General features: G+C 75.9%; 20 protein-coding genes. 7 read left to right on the top strand and 13 right to left on the bottom strand.

Annotated features, from left to right (window positions below; all coding sequences use genetic code 11):
• Positions 1-329: 329 nt before the first annotated feature.
• Positions 330-929 carry a hypothetical protein gene (locus tag ACZ7JZ_RS19105; RefSeq protein WP_470940549.1) on the bottom strand — a complete coding sequence of 200 codons (600 nt, stop codon included), beginning with the start codon at positions 927-929 and terminating at the stop codon, positions 330-332.
• A 299-nt stretch (positions 930-1,228) separates the two neighbouring features.
• Between ACZ7JZ_RS19105 and ACZ7JZ_RS19100 the strand changes: the two genes are divergently transcribed.
• Entirely contained in the window at positions 1,229-2,134 is a 906-nt protein-coding gene (locus tag ACZ7JZ_RS19100; RefSeq protein ID WP_470940546.1) for a TIGR04222 domain-containing membrane protein, read from the top strand.
• 40 nt (positions 2,135-2,174) lie between these two features.
• Here ACZ7JZ_RS19100 and ACZ7JZ_RS19095 read toward each other — a convergent pair whose 3' ends face one another.
• Entirely contained in the window at positions 2,175-2,378 is a 204-nt protein-coding gene (locus tag ACZ7JZ_RS19095; protein WP_470940543.1) for an EF-hand domain-containing protein, read from the bottom strand.
• Between the two features lie 410 nt (positions 2,379-2,788).
• On the opposite strand from ACZ7JZ_RS19095, the gene ACZ7JZ_RS19090 reads away from it, so the two are divergent.
• A complete protein-coding gene (locus tag ACZ7JZ_RS19090) occupies positions 2,789-4,984 on the top strand; it encodes an FG-GAP repeat domain-containing protein (protein ID WP_470940540.1) in 2,196 nt (731 codons plus the stop codon).
• Between the two features lie 10 nt (positions 4,985-4,994).
• Here the strand turns inward: ACZ7JZ_RS19090 and ACZ7JZ_RS19085 are convergent, their stop codons facing one another.
• The 5 genes from ACZ7JZ_RS19085 to ACZ7JZ_RS19065 form a co-directional block, all read right to left on the bottom strand.
• Positions 4,995-5,690, bottom strand: a complete 696-nt coding sequence (locus ACZ7JZ_RS19085) for a hypothetical protein (RefSeq protein ID WP_470940538.1) — start codon at positions 5,688-5,690, stop codon at positions 4,995-4,997.
• Positions 5,687-6,346, bottom strand: a complete 660-nt coding sequence (locus tag ACZ7JZ_RS19080) for a hypothetical protein (RefSeq protein ID WP_470940536.1) — start codon at positions 6,344-6,346, stop codon at positions 5,687-5,689. The genes ACZ7JZ_RS19085 and ACZ7JZ_RS19080 overlap by 4 nt, the downstream gene beginning before the upstream one ends.
• A complete protein-coding gene (locus tag ACZ7JZ_RS19075; RefSeq protein WP_470940533.1) occupies positions 6,313-6,939 on the bottom strand; it encodes a hypothetical protein in 627 nt (208 codons plus the stop codon). Before ACZ7JZ_RS19075 ends, ACZ7JZ_RS19080 begins: the two co-directional genes overlap by 34 nt.
• Positions 6,936-7,559: a hypothetical protein gene (locus tag ACZ7JZ_RS19070; RefSeq protein ID WP_470940531.1), complete on the bottom strand. Its 624-nt coding sequence runs from the start codon at positions 7,557-7,559 to the stop codon at positions 6,936-6,938. Before ACZ7JZ_RS19070 ends, ACZ7JZ_RS19075 begins: the two co-directional genes overlap by 4 nt.
• Before the next feature lie 210 nt (positions 7,560-7,769).
• A complete protein-coding gene (locus ACZ7JZ_RS19065) occupies positions 7,770-8,450 on the bottom strand; it encodes a TetR/AcrR family transcriptional regulator (RefSeq protein ID WP_470940528.1) in 681 nt (226 codons plus the stop codon).
• 91 nt (positions 8,451-8,541) lie between these two features.
• Between ACZ7JZ_RS19065 and ACZ7JZ_RS19060 the strand changes: the two genes are divergently transcribed.
• Both ACZ7JZ_RS19060 and ACZ7JZ_RS19055 read left to right on the top strand, forming a co-directional pair.
• The gene (locus tag ACZ7JZ_RS19060) at positions 8,542-9,594 is read left to right on the top strand and encodes an aldo/keto reductase (protein WP_470940525.1); all 1,053 of its coding nucleotides are present in this window, start codon (positions 8,542-8,544) and stop codon (positions 9,592-9,594) included.
• Between the two features lie 259 nt (positions 9,595-9,853).
• Complete coding sequence (locus tag ACZ7JZ_RS19055) at positions 9,854-10,339, top strand: hypothetical protein (protein WP_470940522.1); 486 nt, start codon at positions 9,854-9,856, stop codon at positions 10,337-10,339.
• A 24-nt stretch (positions 10,340-10,363) separates the two neighbouring features.
• On the opposite strand, the gene ACZ7JZ_RS19050 is transcribed toward ACZ7JZ_RS19055, so the two are convergent.
• The 4 genes from ACZ7JZ_RS19050 to ACZ7JZ_RS19035 all read right to left on the bottom strand — a co-directional run bounded on the left by ACZ7JZ_RS19050 (position 10,364) and on the right by ACZ7JZ_RS19035 (position 13,699).
• Positions 10,364-10,915 carry a hypothetical protein gene (locus ACZ7JZ_RS19050; RefSeq protein WP_470940520.1) on the bottom strand — a complete coding sequence of 184 codons (552 nt, stop codon included), beginning with the start codon at positions 10,913-10,915 and terminating at the stop codon, positions 10,364-10,366.
• Positions 10,912-11,502, bottom strand: coding sequence for a hypothetical protein (locus ACZ7JZ_RS19045; protein WP_470940517.1), 591 nt, complete (start codon positions 11,500-11,502; stop codon positions 10,912-10,914). Before ACZ7JZ_RS19045 ends, ACZ7JZ_RS19050 begins: the two co-directional genes overlap by 4 nt.
• Positions 11,503-11,719: 217 nt before the next feature.
• A complete protein-coding gene (locus ACZ7JZ_RS19040; RefSeq protein WP_470940514.1) occupies positions 11,720-12,235 on the bottom strand; it encodes an SRPBCC family protein in 516 nt (171 codons plus the stop codon).
• Positions 12,236-12,385: 150 nt separating this feature from the next.
• Entirely contained in the window at positions 12,386-13,699 is a 1,314-nt protein-coding gene (locus ACZ7JZ_RS19035) for an MFS transporter (protein WP_470940511.1), read from the bottom strand.
• A 308-nt stretch (positions 13,700-14,007) separates the two neighbouring features.
• On the opposite strand from ACZ7JZ_RS19035, the gene ACZ7JZ_RS19030 reads away from it, so the two are divergent.
• From ACZ7JZ_RS19030 to ACZ7JZ_RS19020, 3 genes are all read left to right on the top strand, one after another.
• Positions 14,008-14,226 carry a hypothetical protein gene (locus tag ACZ7JZ_RS19030; protein ID WP_470940508.1) on the top strand — a complete coding sequence of 73 codons (219 nt, stop codon included), beginning with the start codon at positions 14,008-14,010 and terminating at the stop codon, positions 14,224-14,226.
• Between the two features lie 114 nt (positions 14,227-14,340).
• Positions 14,341-15,351 carry a sporulation protein gene (locus ACZ7JZ_RS19025; RefSeq protein ID WP_470940505.1) on the top strand — a complete coding sequence of 337 codons (1,011 nt, stop codon included), beginning with the start codon at positions 14,341-14,343 and terminating at the stop codon, positions 15,349-15,351.
• Positions 15,352-15,466: 115 nt separating this feature from the next.
• A complete protein-coding gene (locus ACZ7JZ_RS19020) occupies positions 15,467-15,922 on the top strand; it encodes a tellurite resistance TerB family protein (RefSeq protein ID WP_470940503.1) in 456 nt (151 codons plus the stop codon).
• A 39-nt stretch (positions 15,923-15,961) separates the two neighbouring features.
• On the opposite strand, the gene ACZ7JZ_RS19015 is transcribed toward ACZ7JZ_RS19020, so the two are convergent.
• Positions 15,962-16,894 (bottom strand): M56 family metallopeptidase, encoded by a 933-nt coding sequence (locus ACZ7JZ_RS19015; protein ID WP_470940500.1) that lies wholly within the window; start codon positions 16,892-16,894, stop codon positions 15,962-15,964.
• Between the two features lie 4 nt (positions 16,895-16,898).
• Positions 16,899-17,303 carry a BlaI/MecI/CopY family transcriptional regulator gene (locus ACZ7JZ_RS19010; RefSeq protein WP_470940497.1) on the bottom strand — a complete coding sequence of 135 codons (405 nt, stop codon included), beginning with the start codon at positions 17,301-17,303 and terminating at the stop codon, positions 16,899-16,901.
• Positions 17,304-17,321: the final 18 nt, after the last annotated feature.

Here is a 17,321-nt window from a genome sequence, read left to right as displayed (position 1 = left end):
CGGAAGGGCCGGGGTTTCCGTAGGGGGGCGGGGCAAGTGGGAGGGGCGCGTCCGGAACGGGGCGGTCGGGTGCGTTGCGTACGGACGGGGCGCGGCGCCGTGCGGACCTCCTGTTGGCGTGGGCGGCAGCGAGGCGCAGGGCGGTGACGGCGGTTCCCGCGGCGGATGCCGTGCAGAGGGCGGTGAAGGCGTCGGGGGTCCAGGTCCAGAGGGCGGCGGGGCCTGCGTAGGCGAGGGCGGCTGCCAGGAGGGCCGGGGGTGCGGCGCCTGCGAGGCACCACAGGATGGTACGGGCGGGGCGGGCGGGGCGGTGCGCAGGCCCGCTGTGGCTACCGATTCCCGCGGGTGCGGCGCAGGTGGTAGGCGCGGGTCACGAAGGCGAGTAGCGGGCCCCAGGCCAGGACCGGGACGTAGCAGGCCCACAGCATCCAGGCGCCCGGCCCGCTGGTGGGGAACACCTCGCCGTTGTCGTTCAGCGGCGGGACGAAGTGGAAGAAGTAGTTGAGCACGGCGTAGGCGGACAGCGCCGTGGCGAGGAGGGCTCCGGCCGCGGCGGGCACCACGACGGCGCGGACCGGCAGTTCGCGTCCCCCCGCGAGGGGGACCCACGCCGGGAGGCGCTCGCCCCACGGCTTGACCAGCCCGAGCGTGAGCAGCGCGAGGCACTGCGCGACCAGGGAGAGCGAGACGACGTACGGGCGCTCGCCCGGCAGCCAGTCGTGGCCCGCGTACCAGTCCGGCCAGCCCGATACGAGCGCGATGCGCCACAGCCCCGACGGCAGCGTGCACAGCGGCACGGCGTACGCCGCCCACAGGACGGCACGCGGGATCCGCGGGGTACCTGCCCCGGCACCCGCACCCGCCCCGGGATCCCGGTCGGCCGCGGCACCGGCACTGGCACGGCTGACGGACTCCATCGCGCTCACCATGGTTCCTCTCACCCGGGATGCCCGGCGGCACCGGGAAACACCGGCAGAGCAGCGGGAGTTGCTGCCGCCCCCCATCCTCCGGCGCCCCCGTCCGCCCCGCGTCAACCCCCGGTAGGGACCGCCTCACCCCCGGGGCGGAAGGCGGCTCGTCCCCGAGGCCGACCGACGTCGGGACGGGGTCGTTCCCCGGCGGTACGGGCGCCCTCGGGCGGCTGGCGGTCGCGGCGCCCCTGCGGGCGGCTTGCCCGGTTTTGGGGCGGGGAGGGGCGGGTATCCACGGGGGGACCAAGGGGGCGGTCATGTGGCAGGTCGCATGGGGAGCGGTCTACGTCGTGCTGTGCGTGGTGCTGGTGCGGCAGTTGCGTTTCTACGGGCGGGAGAACCGGCAGTGGATCGATCCGCCCGTCCGCGAACCGGCCAAGCCCGACCTGTACGTCCTGGCCGCCCTGTCGGGCGGGGCGCGGTACGTGGCCGGTACGGCGCTGGCCGCCATGTTCCTCGACGGCCGGCTCACCAGCCCCGGGGAGGGCCGCGTACTGCTCGCGGACGCGCCGGGACGGGACGCCGTACAGCAGGCCGCCACCGGACTCCGGGCCGCCGGGGGCGGGGCGCAGGACGGGGCGGAACTCCTCGACGCCGTAGGGAAGTCGGCGGCGGTCGCGGCCGTACTGGAGGATCTGGTCCGGGGCGGGCTGCTGGACGACCCCGAGGCGCGTCGGCGCGCGCGGTCCGCGCGGAAGCGAGCGGTCCGCGCCTGCCTGGCCTGCGTTGCGGCGAGCGCCCTGGTGCCCGCGGCCGACTGGGCCGTGCACGACCGGGTCCCGCTGGTGTGGGCGGCGGCGTACGTGCTGCTCTGGATCTGGGGGCTCGTCGCGCTCTGGTACGAGGGCACGAAGTCGAACCTGCGACCGCTCGCCGCCCGGAAGCTGTCCGAACGGCTGAGCAGGCGCGGCGCGTGGACCCGGCTGCCCGGGCAGGGCCGTCCCGACCGCAGGACCGGCACGGCGCTCATCTCCGTCGCCCGCGGCGGCACGTATGCGCTGCCCGCACTCCACAGGGCGCTCACCAAGCCGTACGTGCCGCCGCCCCGCTCCCCCGGGCCCCCGTCCACCCGGTCCCACTGGGAGTCCAGCGGCGGTGTGGGGCTGGGCGGGGCGGACTTCGGCGGCGGGGGGTGCGGGGGCGGCTGCGGGGGCGGCCTCTGAGGCTCCCGCCGCGCGCCCCGGCTCCCCCGTCGGCCCGGCGCTACTTCAGGAGGGTGCGGAACTCGTCGAAGTCGAGGACCCCGTCGTGGTTCGCGTCGGCCGCCATGGCCTTCTTGACCTCTTCGGCGAGGCGCCCCTGGGCGCCCTCCGCCTTGAAGCCCTCCGCCAGCTCGACGATGCTGATCCGCCCGTCGCCGTCCGTGTCGATCTCGTCGAACAGCGCCCTGAGCTCGTCCTCGTTCATGACATACCTCTCTCGCGTCCACGGGCCCCGAGGCCCACGTGACCCACCACCCTGCCACACCGCCGGCACCGCTCCGACTGCGAACTCCGGGGCCCGCGGCCGCGGTCCGGCCGCGGCGGGCGGGCCGGCGCCGCCCCGGCTGACCCGTCCCCCGGGTGCGGGCCGGGTGCCGGAAGTTGACGTGCCGGTTCGCCCCCCCTGTGGTCGGAGGCCCCGGGGGGGCAGGACGCGGTGTTTGGGGCTGGTGGGGTTGGCGGTGATACTCGTACGACCATTCTGGGGGTCCGGGCGTCTTGCGGACCGGGGGGCGGATGGTTCGTCGGGGTGCGCGGGGTGCGCCTGCGGGCGGTGCCGTCCTGCCGGTGTCCGTCGGGGGAACGGCGCCCTGCCGCTGCGGTACTGGAGAGCCGATGTCCCGTTCGTCCCGTCTGATCGCCACCGCACTCGTGGTCGGCCTGACCGCCGCGGCGCCCCCGGTGGGTGCTGCTGCGGCCGCCCCGTCCTCCCCCGCGGCCTCCGGCGCCGCGGCGGCGGCCGCGCCCTGGGTGAGCCCCGGGGGGCGGGTCCTGAGCGTCGGCAGCACCGGCTACCTCACGGGGGAGCGTGGCGGCCTGGTCGCCTGGAACCGGTTCGCCGACGGGTCCAAGAAGCGGATGGACGCCTTCACCGGCAGCCACTACCCCGCGTGGAACGGGCTCGCCTCCGACACCGTCGCGACCCGGACCGGGTCCCGCATCGTGCTGACGGACACGGCCACAGGACGCCGTACGGCAGTCGACCTCGCCGCCCGCGGCCTCGACGCCTACCTCGGCACCGTGGGCGGCACGGTCCTCGCCACCCGGAGCGTCTCCCCGGGTGCCAGCGAAGTGGTGCTGGTCGCGCAGGACGGGATCCGCACCGTCGAGGGCCTGCCGCGGGCATCCGGCTTCCAGGTCCTGGGCGGGGCGAAGGGGCTGGCCGTCGTCGGCTACTCGGACGGTTCGGAACTGGCGGGCATCGGGCAGGCGGTGGTCGACGTGGCCGCCGCCGAGGTCCTGTACGACCGCAAGGGAGCGGGACTCGCGAACGCCGCGGCGGTCTCCCGGACCCACCTGGCGCTGACGGTCCGGCAGAGCGGCGGCCGGCCGGACATGATCCGTGTGGTCGAGCTCGAGAGCGGCCGGGTGAGCGGGGTCCACCCGCCGGCGGGGGCGGCGCGGAGCCTCGGGATCGTCGGCGGCTGGCTGGTGTACGGCGGCCTGGTCCCGCTCGGGACCGCGAATCCGCCCGAGGGCACCGGACTCCGGGCGGTGCCGCTGGCGGGCGGCGAGCCGCGGGCCCTCGGCCTCCACGCCACGCACCTGCGCGCCGCCCCCGACGGCGGCCTGCTCACCACCGGCAGCACCGCGGCCGGCGGCGCGGGCGTGTACCGGATCGCCCCCGGGGCCGGTGGAGCGCCCGGCGCCGACCGGATCGCTGTCATGAGGGAGCCCGAGAACGTCGCCGTACTGGCTGAGGGCGTGCCCGCGGCCGCCCGGCTCGACGAGGCGCCGCTCGCGATGCGCTGGAAGCTGTCCCGGCGCGATGTGCAGGCCGTCCTCACGGTGCGGCACCGCGCCACCGGCCGGGAGTTCACGACGAGCCCCCGCCCGCTGGGCGCCCCCGGTACCGGCCCGGGCCTGATCGGGCTGGACTGGTCGGCGCTGGGCGAGGGCACGACGTACGAGCCCGCACCCAACGGCGCGTACACGTGGTCGCTGACCCTGCGCCTGATCGGCGGTTTCGGGCCGGACGTCGTCTCCGAGGGCGCCTTCGAGGTCACCCGCAGGCCCGCGCCGCACGACTACGACGACGACGGCTCCCCCGACATCCTCCAGCGCAACGGCCGTTTCATGACTCTCTCGCGAACCGTGCACGCCGACCTCGGCTCCGGCAGGGCCACCACCTCCGTGCTCTCCGGGAGGCGCTCCTCCGGCGGGGACTGGGGCGCGTACGTCAACATCCTGGCGGCCGGCAACCTCGGCGGGACGTCCGCCGCCGACCTGGTCATGCGCGACCACTACGGGGTGCTGTACGTCCGACCGGGTTACGGCAACGGCGGTTTCGCCGCTCCGGTACGCATCGGCGCCGGCTGGGACGCGTACGACCTCCTCACCGCGGGCCACGACGTCACCGGCGACGGCCGCGCCGACCTGCTGGCCCGCGACGGCAGCGGCGTGCTGTGGCTGTACAAGGGCACCGGCGCGTGGAGGAAGCCGTACGCGCCGCGCACGAAGCTCGGGGCGGGCTGGAACGGGTACGACGCGGTGACGGTGGTGGGCGACGTAGCCGGTGCGTCCGGGGGCGACCTGGTCGCGCGGGACGCGGACGGCACCCTGTGGCTCCACCTCGGCAAGGGGGGCGGGGCCTTCGCACCCCGCCAGAAGATCGGCAGCGGCTGGAAGCCCTCCACGCAGCTGATCGGCATCGGGGACGCGGACAAGGACGGCCGGGCCGACCTGCTCGCCACCGACGGCCGGAACGAGTGGCTGCACAGCGCCACCGGCGACTGGCGCGCACCCTTCAAGCGCCGGACCGCCCTCCCCCTCGACTCCGCGAGCGAGCCCCTGTACACGGACCTCGTCTGACCCTCCCGGGTCAGCTGCCCCGTCGCCCCGTCAGAGGGGCGGGCGGCGGGGTGAGGTGGGTCAGCTCGGCCTCCGTCGCGGCGGAGTGGGAGGCCGTCAGGAGGCGGCCGGTGGCGCGGTCCACGCGGAGGTGGAGTGCGGGGATGCCGGGCGGGGCCCAGGGGTCGGCCGGGTGCCGGGTGTCCTGCCGGGGGGTGGCGGTGACCTCGGCGCACGGGCGGCCGCGCCAGACGGCCGGGCGGGCGGTGAGGCCGGCCAGCCAGGGCACGAGCGCGGCGGGGCGCAGCATGTCGACCACCGCGGTGTCGGGGAGGGCGGCCCAGTGCCGCCCGGGGCCGGGCGGGACCCCGACGGTGCGGGACGCGCCGTCCGCGGTGACGGTGAGGAGGCCGGCTTCGAGGCGCTGGTCGCTGAGGGTGCGGCCGTCGGCGGCGATCGTGAGGTGCCAGTGCTCGGCGGAGGCGGCGGTCAGGGTGAAGGTCCGCTCCCGGGCGGCGTTGAGGAGGTCCGTACGGGCCGGGTCGAGGAGCGCGGTGCCGTGGCCGGAGCCGGTCTCCGGGGGCCGCAGGGGGCGGTGGACCCGTACGACGGCGGCGAACGGGGCCTCGTCCGCCTCGGTCGCGGCCATCCGGGCCAGGGCCCAGCGGGCGCACTCCCCGGGGTCGGAGGGGACGGGCAGCGCGGCCCAGGGGGGTGCGGTGCTCATACGCCCTCCAGCGCGGTCATCGTGTACGTGCAGTCGGGGCGTTCGGGGTCCGGTCCCAGCGCGGCCCGGAGGGCGACGCCGGTGCCTACGTCGATCCAGGCGCTGACGCGGCCGGCGCCGGGCGGGGCCCACGGGCTGGCCGGGTTGGGGCGCAGGGGCCGGGGGCGGCCGTCGAGCCGTACGCACGCGCGCCCGAGGACGGGCCCGGACGGGGCGGCCGTCAGGTCGGTGAGGTCTCCGACGAACAGCCGCGGCGCCAGCAGGGCGTGGACCCGGTCCTCCACGGCCTCCCACCAGGGCAGGCGCTCCCCGTCGGCGGCGGGGCTGGAGTCCTCGCCGGGCGGGGTGTCCGCGTAGGCGGTCCGCAGGGTCCAGTGGAGGGGGTCGCGGGCGGTGAGGGCGAGGTGCTCGGTCACGGGTGCGGCGGCCGGGAGCGGGCCCGGGGCGCCGGCCAGGGGGGCGCAAGCCACCCATGGCCCGCCCAGGGCCTGCTCCCGCTCCGGCCAGCGGGGTGAGAACTCCATGCGGACGGCGACGCGGAAGGGGGCGGCACCGGGGTCGGCGGATGCCGCCCGGGCCAGGGTCCAGGGCAGCAGGGCCGCGGGGCCGTCGGGCCGGGGGCCTAGCCAGTCGGGCGGGGAGGGGGGAGTTGCCACGAGGCCCATTGTTCCGTTCCGGAGTCGTTGACGATCGCTCCCATCCACTGGACGTAGAGGATGCGGTAGGGGTGCTGGGCGAGGCCGTCGTCGGTGAAGGTGAGGGTCCACCGGCCGCCGGGGGCGGGGGCGACGGTGCAGCCGGGTGCGCTCTCCTGCGGCGAGCACTCGAGGATGCGGACGGTGGACTCGTCCGGCAGGCCGTCGGCGTTCTTGCGGGCGTGGGCCAGCAGCGAGACGTAGACGGGCGCTTCGGCGCGGGCCAGGTCGACGCGGACCCTCGAGGGCGGGCCCCCGGCGGCCCGTGGCGGCCAGTCCAGCCGGCGGGGCGGCTCCCGGGTGCCGGACGCCCAGCCGCGGGCGGCCACCAGCGGGAGCGGGGCGCCGCCGGAGCGGGCCGCGGGGGGAGCGCCGCGCGGCGCCGTCGCGGTGCCGTCCGGAGGGGAGGGGACGGCGGAAGGGCTCGCGGCGGACGGGGCGGTGCCAGATCCCGCACCGGCCGGGCCCGCCGGGCCGCAACCCGCGAGGGCACCCGCGAGCAGGACCGCCGCGGCGGTCCGCAGCGGTCCTGCCGGGGCGTACGGACGGATCACGTGAAGTACTGGTAGCACTTGATCTCGGAGTTGTTCTGGTTCTTCACGTGCGCGGTGTAGCCGCCGCGCGGCCCCTTGGCGAAGAACCGGCCGAGCGCCCGGTACTTGTACCACTCGCCGTTGCGGCAGCCCTTGGGCAGCGGCAGGCGCATCGACTTGGTGGACGAGCCGCGCTGCTGGGCGGACTTGGAGACCAGGTGCTCCCAGCCGTACCAGCGGGAGCGGTAGAGGTGTCCCTCGGTGGACAGGGTGCCGCCGGGGACCATGGAACGGCACTTGGTGTCCAGGTGCACGTTGATGGTGAACGGCGTCGTGTGGGACACGTGCGGCGTGTCGATCTCGCCCTTGCAGCCCCAGGGGTTGCGGGCCAGCCCGCCCGAGACCATGGGGTCCGGCACCTTGGCGCCGTCCTCCGTACCGAGTTCGGTGGAGGTGCCGGCGTCGGCCGGCCACGAGTCGGCGTCCGGCGGGACGACGGGGATCTGGTCGACCGGGATCTCGATGCCGAGGTCTTCGTTGGGCTGCGGCGCCTCGCCCGCGTGTGCGGGCGAGGCGACGGCGAGCGAGCCGAGCAGGGCGGCGGCCGCGACAAGGGCCGGTATGGAGCGCGCAGAGCGCATGGAGGTACCCCCGTGTGGAAATCAGTCAGGATCCGGAGCTGGACGGGAACAGGCCGTCACACTGCCCTGGTCGATGGGCCGTTGGCGCTGCGCGCGGCGTCCGGAGCTTGGTCAGTAAATCAGGAGTCCCACACCACCGCAACGTCACTGACTGTTAGATTCCCAGCTCAGAGGTGATGGGAACGCCCTCGTGGGCGTGGGGCGTGCGCCCTACGGGACGGCCCGGGTGACCGGCGCGGTGGGGGCGGTGGTGGCGGTGTAGGCGCCTGCGCGGGCTGCCGCTGCGGTGGCGTGGGCGGCGGTGGCGGCCAGGGCCGGGGTGAGGGGTTCCGGGGTGGTCAGGAGGCGGTAGTAGAGGGGGGCGGAGACGGCCCGTACGACCTCGGCGGGGTCGGTGCCGGCGGGCAGTTCGCCGCGCTCCACCGCCGCGGTCACGCACGGGGCCCATTCGGCGACCCGGATGCGGTAGAAGCGGTGCAGGGCGTCCGCGGTGCGCGGGTCGGTGGCGGCTGCCGCGATGACGGCCTTGAACAGCGCGCCCTGCCGGGGGTCGGAGAGGGTGGCGCGGACCAGTTCGGCGTTGGCGAGGAGGTCCCCGTCGAGGCTGCCGGTGTCCGTGCGCGGTACGGACTCCTCGGCCATGTGCGCGAGAAGGTCCGCGACCAGGCCCGTGGTGGTGGCCCAGCGCCGGTAGACGGTGGTCTTGCCGACCCCGGCCCTGCGGGCCACCTCGGCCAGGTCCAGGCCCGTGAGCCCGGCCTCGGCGATGAGGTCGCCCGCCGCCTCCAGGACGGCCGCGCGGACCCGGGCGGTGCGGCCGCCGGGGCGGACGGTGCCGGGGTCCGCGGGCTGCTCCGAGGGGTGGTCCGAGGGGGGCGGCTGGGCCGTCATAACGGGTCTCCGGTTCCATTAGTGGCGCAGGGCTGCTACCTTGGGGACATCCTAAAGGGGCTGGAGTCCCATTAGAGAACTGGGGGTTGTCATGGAGTACAGGACACTCGGTGCGTCCGGTCCGCAGGTCTCCGCGCTGAGCTTCGGGGCCGGCACCTTCGGCGGCTCGGGGCCGCTCTTCGGGGCCTGGGGCGACACAGGGGTGCGGGAGGCCCGCCGGATGGTCGACATCGCGCTCGACGCGGGCATCACGCTCTTCGACACCGCCGACGTCTACTCCGCCGGGGCCTCGGAGTCCGTGCTCGGCGAGGCGGTGCGCGGCCGCCGGGACCGGCTGCTGCTGTCCACCAAGGCGGGGCTGCCCACCGGCGAGGGCCCCGGGGAGGCCGGCACCTCCGGGCCCCGGCTGGTGCGCGCCGTCGACGAGGCGCTGACCCGCCTGGGGACCGACCGCATCGACCTGTTCCAGCTGCACGCCTTCGACGCGGCGGTGCCCGTGGAGGAGGTGCTGGAGGCCCTGGACGGGCTGGTCCGCGCGGGCAAGGTGCTGCACACGGGCGTCTCCAACTTCGCCGGGTGGCAGCTGATGAAGTCCCTGGCCGCCGCCGACCGCGACGGCCGCCCCCGCTACACCGCCCACCAGGTGTACTACTCCCTGGTCGGCCGGGACTACGAGTGGGACCTGATGCCGCTGGCGCGGGACCAGGGGGTGGGCGCCCTGGTGTGGAGCCCGCTGGGCTGGGGCCGTCTGACGGGGAGGGTGCGCCGCGGCCGCCCGCTGCCCGCCGGCAGCCGCCTGCACGCCACCGCCGACTACGGTCCGCCGGTGGACCCGGAGCTGCTGTACGACGTGGTGGACGTACTCGACGACGTCGCGGCCGAGACGGGGCGGACCGTCCCGCAGGTGGCGCTGAACTGGCTGCTGGGGCGGCCCACCGTCGCCTCCGTGATCATCGGGGCCCGGGACGAGGAGCAGCTGCACCAGAACCTCGGCGCGGCGGGCTGGTCCCTGACCCCGGAGCAGACCGCCTGCCTGGACGCCGTCAGCCACCGCCCGGCCCCGTACCCGCACTTCCCCTACGAGCGCCAGGAGGCCTTCGCCCGCCTCAACCCGCCGCTGCTGCCCCGGCCCGCGGCGGCCTGAGGCCACCGCGGCCGCCACCGTCCCCCGCCCGGTCGACACGCCGCACCGGGCGGGGGACGATGGAGCCGGTGCGGTCCGCCCGCGCGCGGCCGGACCGCGCGCTCCGAAGCCGCCGGCCGCTGCGTACGGCTCGGGCCGGCCGGGCCCGGAAGGGGCCTCCCGGCGCCGCGCTCCCGCAGGCCCGCAGGCCGTGCCCCGTACGCACGGACGGGCCGACTCTGTCGAACGCCGTACCCGGCGAGGGACGAGGAGAACCACCATGCACCGACGCGCGCGCACCACCGCCGCGGCCGCCGCCATCCTGCTGGGCGCCTCGGCGCTCGTCACGGCGCCGGCGGCGTACGCCCAGCCTGCCGCCGCACCGGCGGCCACCTGCACCGTCTCGGACCCGAACCAGGTGGAGCGGGTCGTCATCGAGGGCGAGGGGTTCACGCGGGGCGAGGCGCAGCTGTCCTCGCCGTCCGCGCCCACCACGGTCTTCAACGTGCCGGACGGCGGCTCGTTCAGCATCGGCAACAAGGCCGACGACCGCTACGCCGTCACGCAGGGCGGCACCACCACGGCGTGCACCGGCGGCCCGGAACCCACCGTCGGGCCCGGCACCACCTACAAGGCCGGGATCACGGCGGGCTGGGACGACATCAACGAGAGCTGCACGGCCAGGCCCCCGGCATCCGCGAACGCGGCCTTCACCGACGGCTGGAACGAGGGCGCGGCCGCGGCGCGCGAGGTCTTCTGCCCCTGAACCGGCCGGCTGCGGCGCGTACGGTCAGCCGCCGGTGCGTGCGGCGATGAAGGCGGCGGCCCCGGCCAGCGCGGCCCGGCGGTCTTCCAGGAACGCCCACAGGTCCGGCGCCGCGACCGTGTGGCAGCGGTCGGGGACCTCCAGCGAGCCGTCCGGCCCGGACACCACCGAGACCAGGTGGTAGACGCAACCGGTCGTGGTGCTCAGCGCGTAGTACGCGCCGCCGCCGTCCGAGCCGAGGCCCGTCACCAGGTCCTCCACCGCCCCGGTCAGCCGGGTCGCGCAGTCGCGGGGGACGAGGTCGGTGTCGCCAAGCCACAACCCGTTGTCCAGGTCCGGCAGTTCGACGGCGGAGAACCGGGACCAGAAGGCCCCGGCCGACGGGTGCGCCCCGGCCTCCCGCAGCCGGGCGGTCACCCCGGCGGCCTCGCCGGGGCCGGACCGGCTCAGCCGGTGGCCGTCCGGCGCGAATCCGTACACGGCCTCGAAACCGCGGTCGACGGCCCGCGCGAGCTCCGCCAGGTCCGCGGCCCACTGCTCCAGGTCGAAGCCGGTCCCGGGGGCGGCGGCGCTCACCGGCTCCCGCCCCGGTCGGCCAGGGCGGCGATGTCGGCGGCGCAGCTCTCGTGGTGGGCGACCAGCAGGAGGGTGTCGACCCGGTCGGTCTCGGTGAGCCTGGCCGTGAGGCTCCAGGGACCGTCCGTGAGCCGGGTCTCGGTGACGGCCCCCTCCTGCTGCCGTTCGCCCGCGGTCCAGCCGCGCTCCCCCAGGGCCCGCAGCAGGGCGGCGTACGGGGCCGCGCCGGTTCCGGTGCCGACCGGCACGTCGGGGCTGCCCGCCCAGAGGACCGAACAGGCGCCCAGCCGGCGCTCGGTGGGAGAGGTGGCGGCGGGGTCGGGGTCGGGCGACAGGCCCTTGAGCCCGGCGGCCGCGGCCGCGGCCTCGATCTCATCGTCGACGGCGGCCCGCCCCAGGGTGTCCTGCTGCCGGCCGCCGGCCGGGACCGTGGCGCCCGGCGCCGGAGCGGTCCGCTCCGCAGCCCCCTGCGCCGCACCGTCCGCACGGCTGCCGGCTGCACTGCCGCCGCCGGTGCCGCAGCCCGCCGTGGACAGCACGGCCGCCCCGAGCACGGCCACCCACAGCGCCGCCTTGTTCCGAATCAAAGGTGTTCCCGCCCCGTTTTATGCGATTGGAAATTGATCCCTCTCATTATCCATGGTTCCAAAGGCCCTGTGATCGCACACGCAAAGCGTGGCCGGGGCCGGGGCCGGGAGCCAGGATGTGCCCCCTCCCCCGCACGGAGCAGGTGAAAAGGGGAAGGGAGCGTCCCCCGGCGTCGTGTGCGCCGGGGGACGCCCCCTTTCGGCTGCTCCGCCGGTCTCAGGGGGTGGCGGGGCCGGCCTCCAGCTGCTCCTTCAGGTTGCGCAGGGTGGTGCGGATGTTCCTGCGCTGGAACTCGGCGAAGGTGTGGCCGCGGGTGGCGACCCTGTCGAAGGCGTTCGCCACGGCGTCGGGCCAGGCCCGCCGGTCGTCGGTCCACGTCTCCGTCACCTCGGTGCCCCCGGGCACGGCGGCGAAACGGTACTCCCAGGTGGCGATCGGGCCGGGCAGCCACGGGCGGCGCACGCCGATGGCGTGGACCCGGAACCGGAAGAGCTCGTCCGGGTCGGCGGCCGTCACCGTGCAGCGGGTCGTCCACCGGAACGGGCCGCGCTTGTTGCGGCCGTCGAAGACCATCCCGGCACGCGTCGCGGTGCCGGGCCCGTCGACCGGGGTGGCCCCCAGGTTCTCCGGGCTCCAGCGGCCCATCAGGGCCGGGTCGGACACGTGCCGGTACACCGTCGACGGGTCGGCCGCGACAAAGACGGTGTCGCTGACACTGAACGTACGGGGCATGGGGCTCCCTCCTCGGAGCACGACCGTAGCGCCCCCCGCCCGCCACCCTCCCGGCGCCCCCGGCGCAGCAGCGCCGTCCGGCGACCGGCATCGCACACCGCTCCGGCTCCGGCGACCGTCTTCAGCCCCGGCCAGGCCGTCGGGCGTGCGTCACGCGGCGGTCGGGCAGTCCGGCCGCTGCGGTGCGGTGCCTGCGGCGTTGATGTCCTCGCCGGGCGCACCGGGTACGGGCGCCGCGGCGGTCGCCGGCAGTCTGCGGACGGCCGGGACGAGCAACAGGGCGAGGGCGGCCGGGACCCCGAGGGCCGTCATGGCGTACAGGACGGGGCGCGTGCCGAAGGACTGGGCCAGCGGTCCGGCGAGGACGAGCCCGAGGGGCATCAGGCCCGAGGACAGCAGGTGGTCGTACGAGCTGACGCGGGACAGGGCGTGCTCGGGCACGTGCGTCTGGAGGGTGGTCTCCCAGAGCACGAAGAAGAGGGAGACGGCGACGCCCGTGACCGCTTCGAGGGCCGCGATCAGTAGGAGCGAGCCGCCCGAGCCGATGATCGCGGCCTGGCAGGAGGCGATGGCGAGGGCGGCGGCGGCCACGGCCATCGGGCGGGCGGTCCGCAGCCGGTACGCCCACACGTCTCCGGCGATCGAGCCGGTGCCGAAGGCCGCGACCACCACCGCCCAGCCGGCCGCGCCGCCCCACTCGTCCGCGGCGAGCACCGGGCCGAGCACGAACACCGACGGCAGGACGACGACGTGGTAGACGGACATGGCGGCCATGCCCGACCACACCCACGTACGGGTGCGTACGTGCTGCCAGCCCTCGCGCAGCTCCCGCAGGAAGCCGCCGCGGCCTTCGCCGCCGGCCTCGCCTGCCGGTGTGGCGCGGGGCTTGAGCCGCAGCAGGAAGGCGGCGCTGACCGCGAAGGTCAGGGAGTCGAGGGCGAGCGCGCCGCCGGGGCCCGCGAGGGCGACCAGGCCGCCGGCCACGGCGGGGCCGAGGACGAGTCCGGAGGACTGGACGAGACCGCGCAGGGCGTTGGCCTCCCGCAGCCGGTCGGGCGCGACGACCAGCGGGGTGAGCCCGGTGCAGGCGGGCTGGAAGAAGGCGTCCGCCGCGCCGAGTACGGCCATCAGGGCGACCAGGTGGGCGACGGTGGCCGCACCGGTGAGCAGGAGCGCCGCGATGAGCCCCTGGACGAGGAAGCGGACCAGGTCGGCGGCGAGCATGATGCGGTGCCGCGGGAAGCGGTCCGCCCACACGCCGCCGGCCAGGGTGAACAGCAGCATGGGCCCGAGTCCGGCGGCCGCCACGAGTCCGACGTCGGAGGCCGAACCGCCCACGGACAGCACGGCGAAGGGGACGGCGACGAGCGACACGCGGTCGCCGAGCACGGACAGGGACTGTCCTGCGAAGAGTCGGGCGAACTGCGGCTCGTCGCGCAGCACTCCGGGGACCAGGGACTTCACGTGGCGGCCGATCGGGAGGAGGGGTGGGGGCAGCGGCCGATGCTAGGCAGTACGGGCCGCGGCGTCACCCGATTTCTTCCGGTGGCGGGGAGACGGGCAGTCGGGCGGGTGGTCGGTCGGGCCAGTTCGTGCGGGGCGGCTCGCGGTGGTTCGACGTCCCCTATTCTTCTACATGCGTGTAGATTTTGCTTGTGCCGGTCTTCGCGCACCGGGCCGTCGGCATGTCCGGAAACGGCCGCAACGGCCTTTCTGGACCTGCCTGTTGGCGGACCGCTTGGTGGCAGCTGTTCTCCAGGGAGGGAGTTCTCATGGCTTCGATCGATCTCGACAAGGTGCTGGACAAGGCGTGGGCGGACAAGAGCGTGGCGGAGGTGCTGGCGGCGCCCGTGGACGCGCTCAAGGGGGTCAGCGAGCGGCAGGGGGAGCTGCTGAGGGAGGCGTTCGGGATCAGGACCGTCGCCGACCTGGCCGACCTGAAGTTCGCCCGCTGGGCCCAGGCGCTCGCCGCGCTGGACTCCGCGAAGTAGCACCCCCTCACCCACCCGCGGGCGGCGCCCCCGCGCCCCGCTCGCACCCTTCGCCCCGGCGGTCCGCCGCCGGGGCTCCTGCCTTTGCCCCACAGACTTAAGGAGAACGCCCCGATGGTGTTCAAGCGACTGCTCGGCTCGATGGGGATCGGCGGTCCGGCCGTGGACACGGTCCTGGACCCGGTCGGGGCGGTCCCCGGCGGCAGCCTGTCCGGCGAGGTCCGGCTGACCGGGGGGCATACGGGCTTCGACATCGAGCACATCACGCTCGAACTCGTCGCCCGCGTCGAGGCCGAGACCGAACACGGCGAGCAGGACGGGAACCTCGTCTTCGAGCGCTACACCGTCGGCGGCGGGTTCCGCCTCCAGGAGGGCGAGCAACGCAGCGTGCCCTTCACCGTCGCCCTGCCGTGGGAGACCCCGGTCACCGAGCTGTACGGGCAGCCGCTGGGCATCGCGCTCGGCGTGCGGACGGAGCTCGGCGTGGCGGGCGCCCGGGACAAGGGCGACCTCGACGCCCTGACCGTACGCCCGCTGCCCGCGCAGGAAGCGGTGCTGGAGGCCCTGGGGCAGCTCGGGTTCGGCTTCAAGTCCGTGGACCTGGAGTACGGGCGGATCGCCGGCACCGGCCAGCAGCTGCCGTTCTACCAGGAGATCGAGCTGACCCCGCCGCCCCGGTACGCGCACCTGGCCGACGAGGTGGAGGTCACCTTCCTCGCCGGTCCGGCGGGGGTGGAGGTGGTCGTGGAGGCGGACAGGCGCGGCGGCCCCTTCTCCGGCGGCCACGACGCCCTCACCCGCCGCACGGTAGGCCACGACCCGGCCGCCGGCCCCGGCTGGAACGCCGAGGTCGAGTCCTGGATCCGGGACCTGCTCCCCCCGGCCGCCGGGTACTCCGCGCACGGCGGCCCGTACGGGCAGGGGTACGACGACGGGCAGGGACACGGATACAAGGACGGCTACGGGCACGGCGACGGGCACCGCTGCGGCCCCGGCACGGGGACCGTGGTCGCCGCAGGGGCCGCGGGCCTGGCCGTCGGTGTCGTCGGCGGCATGGTCGCCGCCGAACTCGTCGACGAGGTCGGGGACTTCTTCGAGGGCGACGAGGGCGACGACGAGGCCTGAGGGCGGCGGGCGCCCGGGGCGGGCGGCCTGGTAACTTCTACACTGTTGTAGAAGTTGACGGGCGGGGCCGGGCTCCTACCCGGCCCCGCCCGCCCCCGACCGCCAAGGAGTGCTCATGGCCCTGTGGGACCGCATCAAGGAGTCCGCATCGACGATGCAGACCCAGCTGACCGCCAAGAAGAACGACCTCAAGTCCGGTGCCTTCCGGGACGCTTCGATGGCGATGTGCGCCCTCGTCGCCGCGGCCGACGGCACCGTCGACCCCGCCGAGCGGCGGCGGGTCGCCCAGCTCATCGCCACCAACGAGGTGCTGCAGAACTTCGACGCCGCAGACCTCCAGCGGCGCTTCGACGAGAACCTGGACCGGCTCGCCGCCGATTTCGACTTCGGCCGGGTCGGCGTGCTCCAGGAGGTGGCCAAGGCGCGCAGGAAGCCCGCCGAGGCCCGTGCCGTCATCCAGATCGGCATCGTGATCGGCGGCGCCGACGGCGACTTCGACAAGACGGAGCAGGCCGTGGTCCGCGAGGCCTGCTTCGCCCTCGACCTGCCGCCGCACGAGTTCGACCTCTGACCCCTGGGGCCCCCGGGCCGTCCCGCCGGGCAGCGGCGGTCAGGCGTCGAGGGCGGCGTGGAGGATGGCGAAGAGGGTGACCGCCGAGTTGGCCGAGGAGAGGGCCGAAGCCGCCACCCCGGCGGCCGCGGTCCACAGGGCGGCGCCCAGGGCCGTGAAGGCGGAGGGCCAGTGCGGGGCGACCGGGGCCGGGCCCAACAGGGCCGCCACCCGGCGCGGGACCGGGCCGGCGGCGAACGCGGCGAGCGGGGAGGCGGGAGCGGGCGTGGAGACCAGGGCGGCCTTGCCCACCGCCAGGGCGACCGTGCGGCGGCTGCCGATCCGGGCCGCCGCCTCCTCGTCCGCCCAGCGCTCCGCGGTGAACGCCACCGCGGTCCGCAGCGGGCGCAGGAACGGGTTCGCGCGGGCGGCCAGCTGCACCGCCAGGAGGAACCGGTGGTGACGGCCCGCCAGATGGGCCCGCTCGTGGGCGAACAGCGCCCGCCGCTCGTCCGGGGCGAGCCCGGCCAGCATGCCGGTGCTGACGACGACCCGTCCGCCGCCCCGCCGGCCGGGCAGCGCGTACGCGTACGGCTGCGGGTCGGGGAGCACCGCCACCGACCGCCCGGCCCGGCCCGCCACCGCGCGCCCGGCGCGCCTGCGCACCCGGACGTGCCGCCGGCCCGCGGCCAGGCAGCACACGAGCACGGCCAGCAGGGCGGGGATCGCCGCCCGTCCGGCGACTTCGTCGTACGGGACGGCGGCCCGGACCTCCGGGTCCGACCAGCCGTCCGGCAGCGGGTTGCCGGGCAGCTGCGCGGTGCCGACGACCATCAGCAGGGCCAGGGACAGGGTGCTGCACACGGCGAGCAGGACGGCCGTCCACGTCAGCAGCCGGGTGGCCGTCCGCGGGTGGAGCCGGTGCTCGGCCAGCCGGGCGACCGGCCAGGCGGTCAGCGGCAGCACGAGCGGCAGGAAGACGAAGACCCCCATGCCGTCAGTCTTCACCCTTTTCCGAGGCCTGCGCCAGCAGGTCCCGCAGGAGCCGCTCGTCCCCGGGGGGCAGCGCCGTCACGAAGCTGGCGAGGACGGCCTGCCGGTCCGCCTCCGCGTCCAGCACCCTGCGCATCCGCAGGGCGGCCAGCCCCGACTCGTCGGCGACGGCCGTCCACTGGAACGAGCGGCCCGCCCGCTCCCGGGCCACGGCGCCCTTGGCGTGCAGCCGGGTCAGGATCGTCATCACGGTCGTGTAAGCGATCCCGCCGCCGATGCGCTCCTGCACCCAGCCGGCCGTGACCGGACCGGGCGCCTGCCCCACGGCGGCCAGCACCTGGGCCTCCAGCTCGCCCTGGCCCCGGCGGCGGGACACCTGCCCGGCACCGCCGTTCGCTTCTTCGCCCACCGCCGTCAACCTCCTGTC

Source organism: Streptomyces sp. NPDC038213 (assembly GCF_055600495.1).
Note: the sequence above shows the minus strand (reverse complement) of the source record. Positions and strands in the feature narration are given on the sequence as shown.

Bases quoted from the DNA above. Each gene is read 5' to 3' on its own strand.
- ACZ7JZ_RS19105 (WP_470940549.1), bottom strand. From the start codon at position 929: ATGGTGAGCGCGATGGAGTCCGTCAGCCGTGCCAGTGCCGGTGCCGCG.
- ACZ7JZ_RS19100 (WP_470940546.1), top strand. From the start codon at position 1,229: ATGTGGCAGGTCGCATGGGGAGCGGTCTACGTCGTGCTGTGCGTGGTG.
- ACZ7JZ_RS19095 (WP_470940543.1), bottom strand. From the start codon at position 2,378: ATGAACGAGGACGAGCTCAGGGCGCTGTTCGACGAGATCGACACGGAC.
- ACZ7JZ_RS19090 (WP_470940540.1), top strand. From the start codon at position 2,789: ATGTCCCGTTCGTCCCGTCTGATCGCCACCGCACTCGTGGTCGGCCTG.
- ACZ7JZ_RS19085 (WP_470940538.1), bottom strand. From the start codon at position 5,690: ATGAGCACCGCACCCCCCTGGGCCGCGCTGCCCGTCCCCTCCGACCCC.
- ACZ7JZ_RS19070 (WP_470940531.1), bottom strand. From the start codon at position 7,559: ATGCGCTCTGCGCGCTCCATACCGGCCCTTGTCGCGGCCGCCGCCCTG.
- ACZ7JZ_RS19065 (WP_470940528.1), bottom strand. From the start codon at position 8,450: ATGACGGCCCAGCCGCCCCCCTCGGACCACCCCTCGGAGCAGCCCGCG.
- ACZ7JZ_RS19060 (WP_470940525.1), top strand. From the start codon at position 8,542: ATGGAGTACAGGACACTCGGTGCGTCCGGTCCGCAGGTCTCCGCGCTG.
- ACZ7JZ_RS19055 (WP_470940522.1), top strand. From the start codon at position 9,854: ATGCACCGACGCGCGCGCACCACCGCCGCGGCCGCCGCCATCCTGCTG.
- ACZ7JZ_RS19040 (WP_470940514.1), bottom strand. From the start codon at position 12,235: ATGCCCCGTACGTTCAGTGTCAGCGACACCGTCTTTGTCGCGGCCGAC.
- ACZ7JZ_RS19030 (WP_470940508.1), top strand. From the start codon at position 14,008: ATGGCTTCGATCGATCTCGACAAGGTGCTGGACAAGGCGTGGGCGGAC.
- ACZ7JZ_RS19025 (WP_470940505.1), top strand. From the start codon at position 14,341: ATGGTGTTCAAGCGACTGCTCGGCTCGATGGGGATCGGCGGTCCGGCC.
- ACZ7JZ_RS19020 (WP_470940503.1), top strand. From the start codon at position 15,467: ATGGCCCTGTGGGACCGCATCAAGGAGTCCGCATCGACGATGCAGACC.
- ACZ7JZ_RS19015 (WP_470940500.1), bottom strand. From the start codon at position 16,894: ATGGGGGTCTTCGTCTTCCTGCCGCTCGTGCTGCCGCTGACCGCCTGG.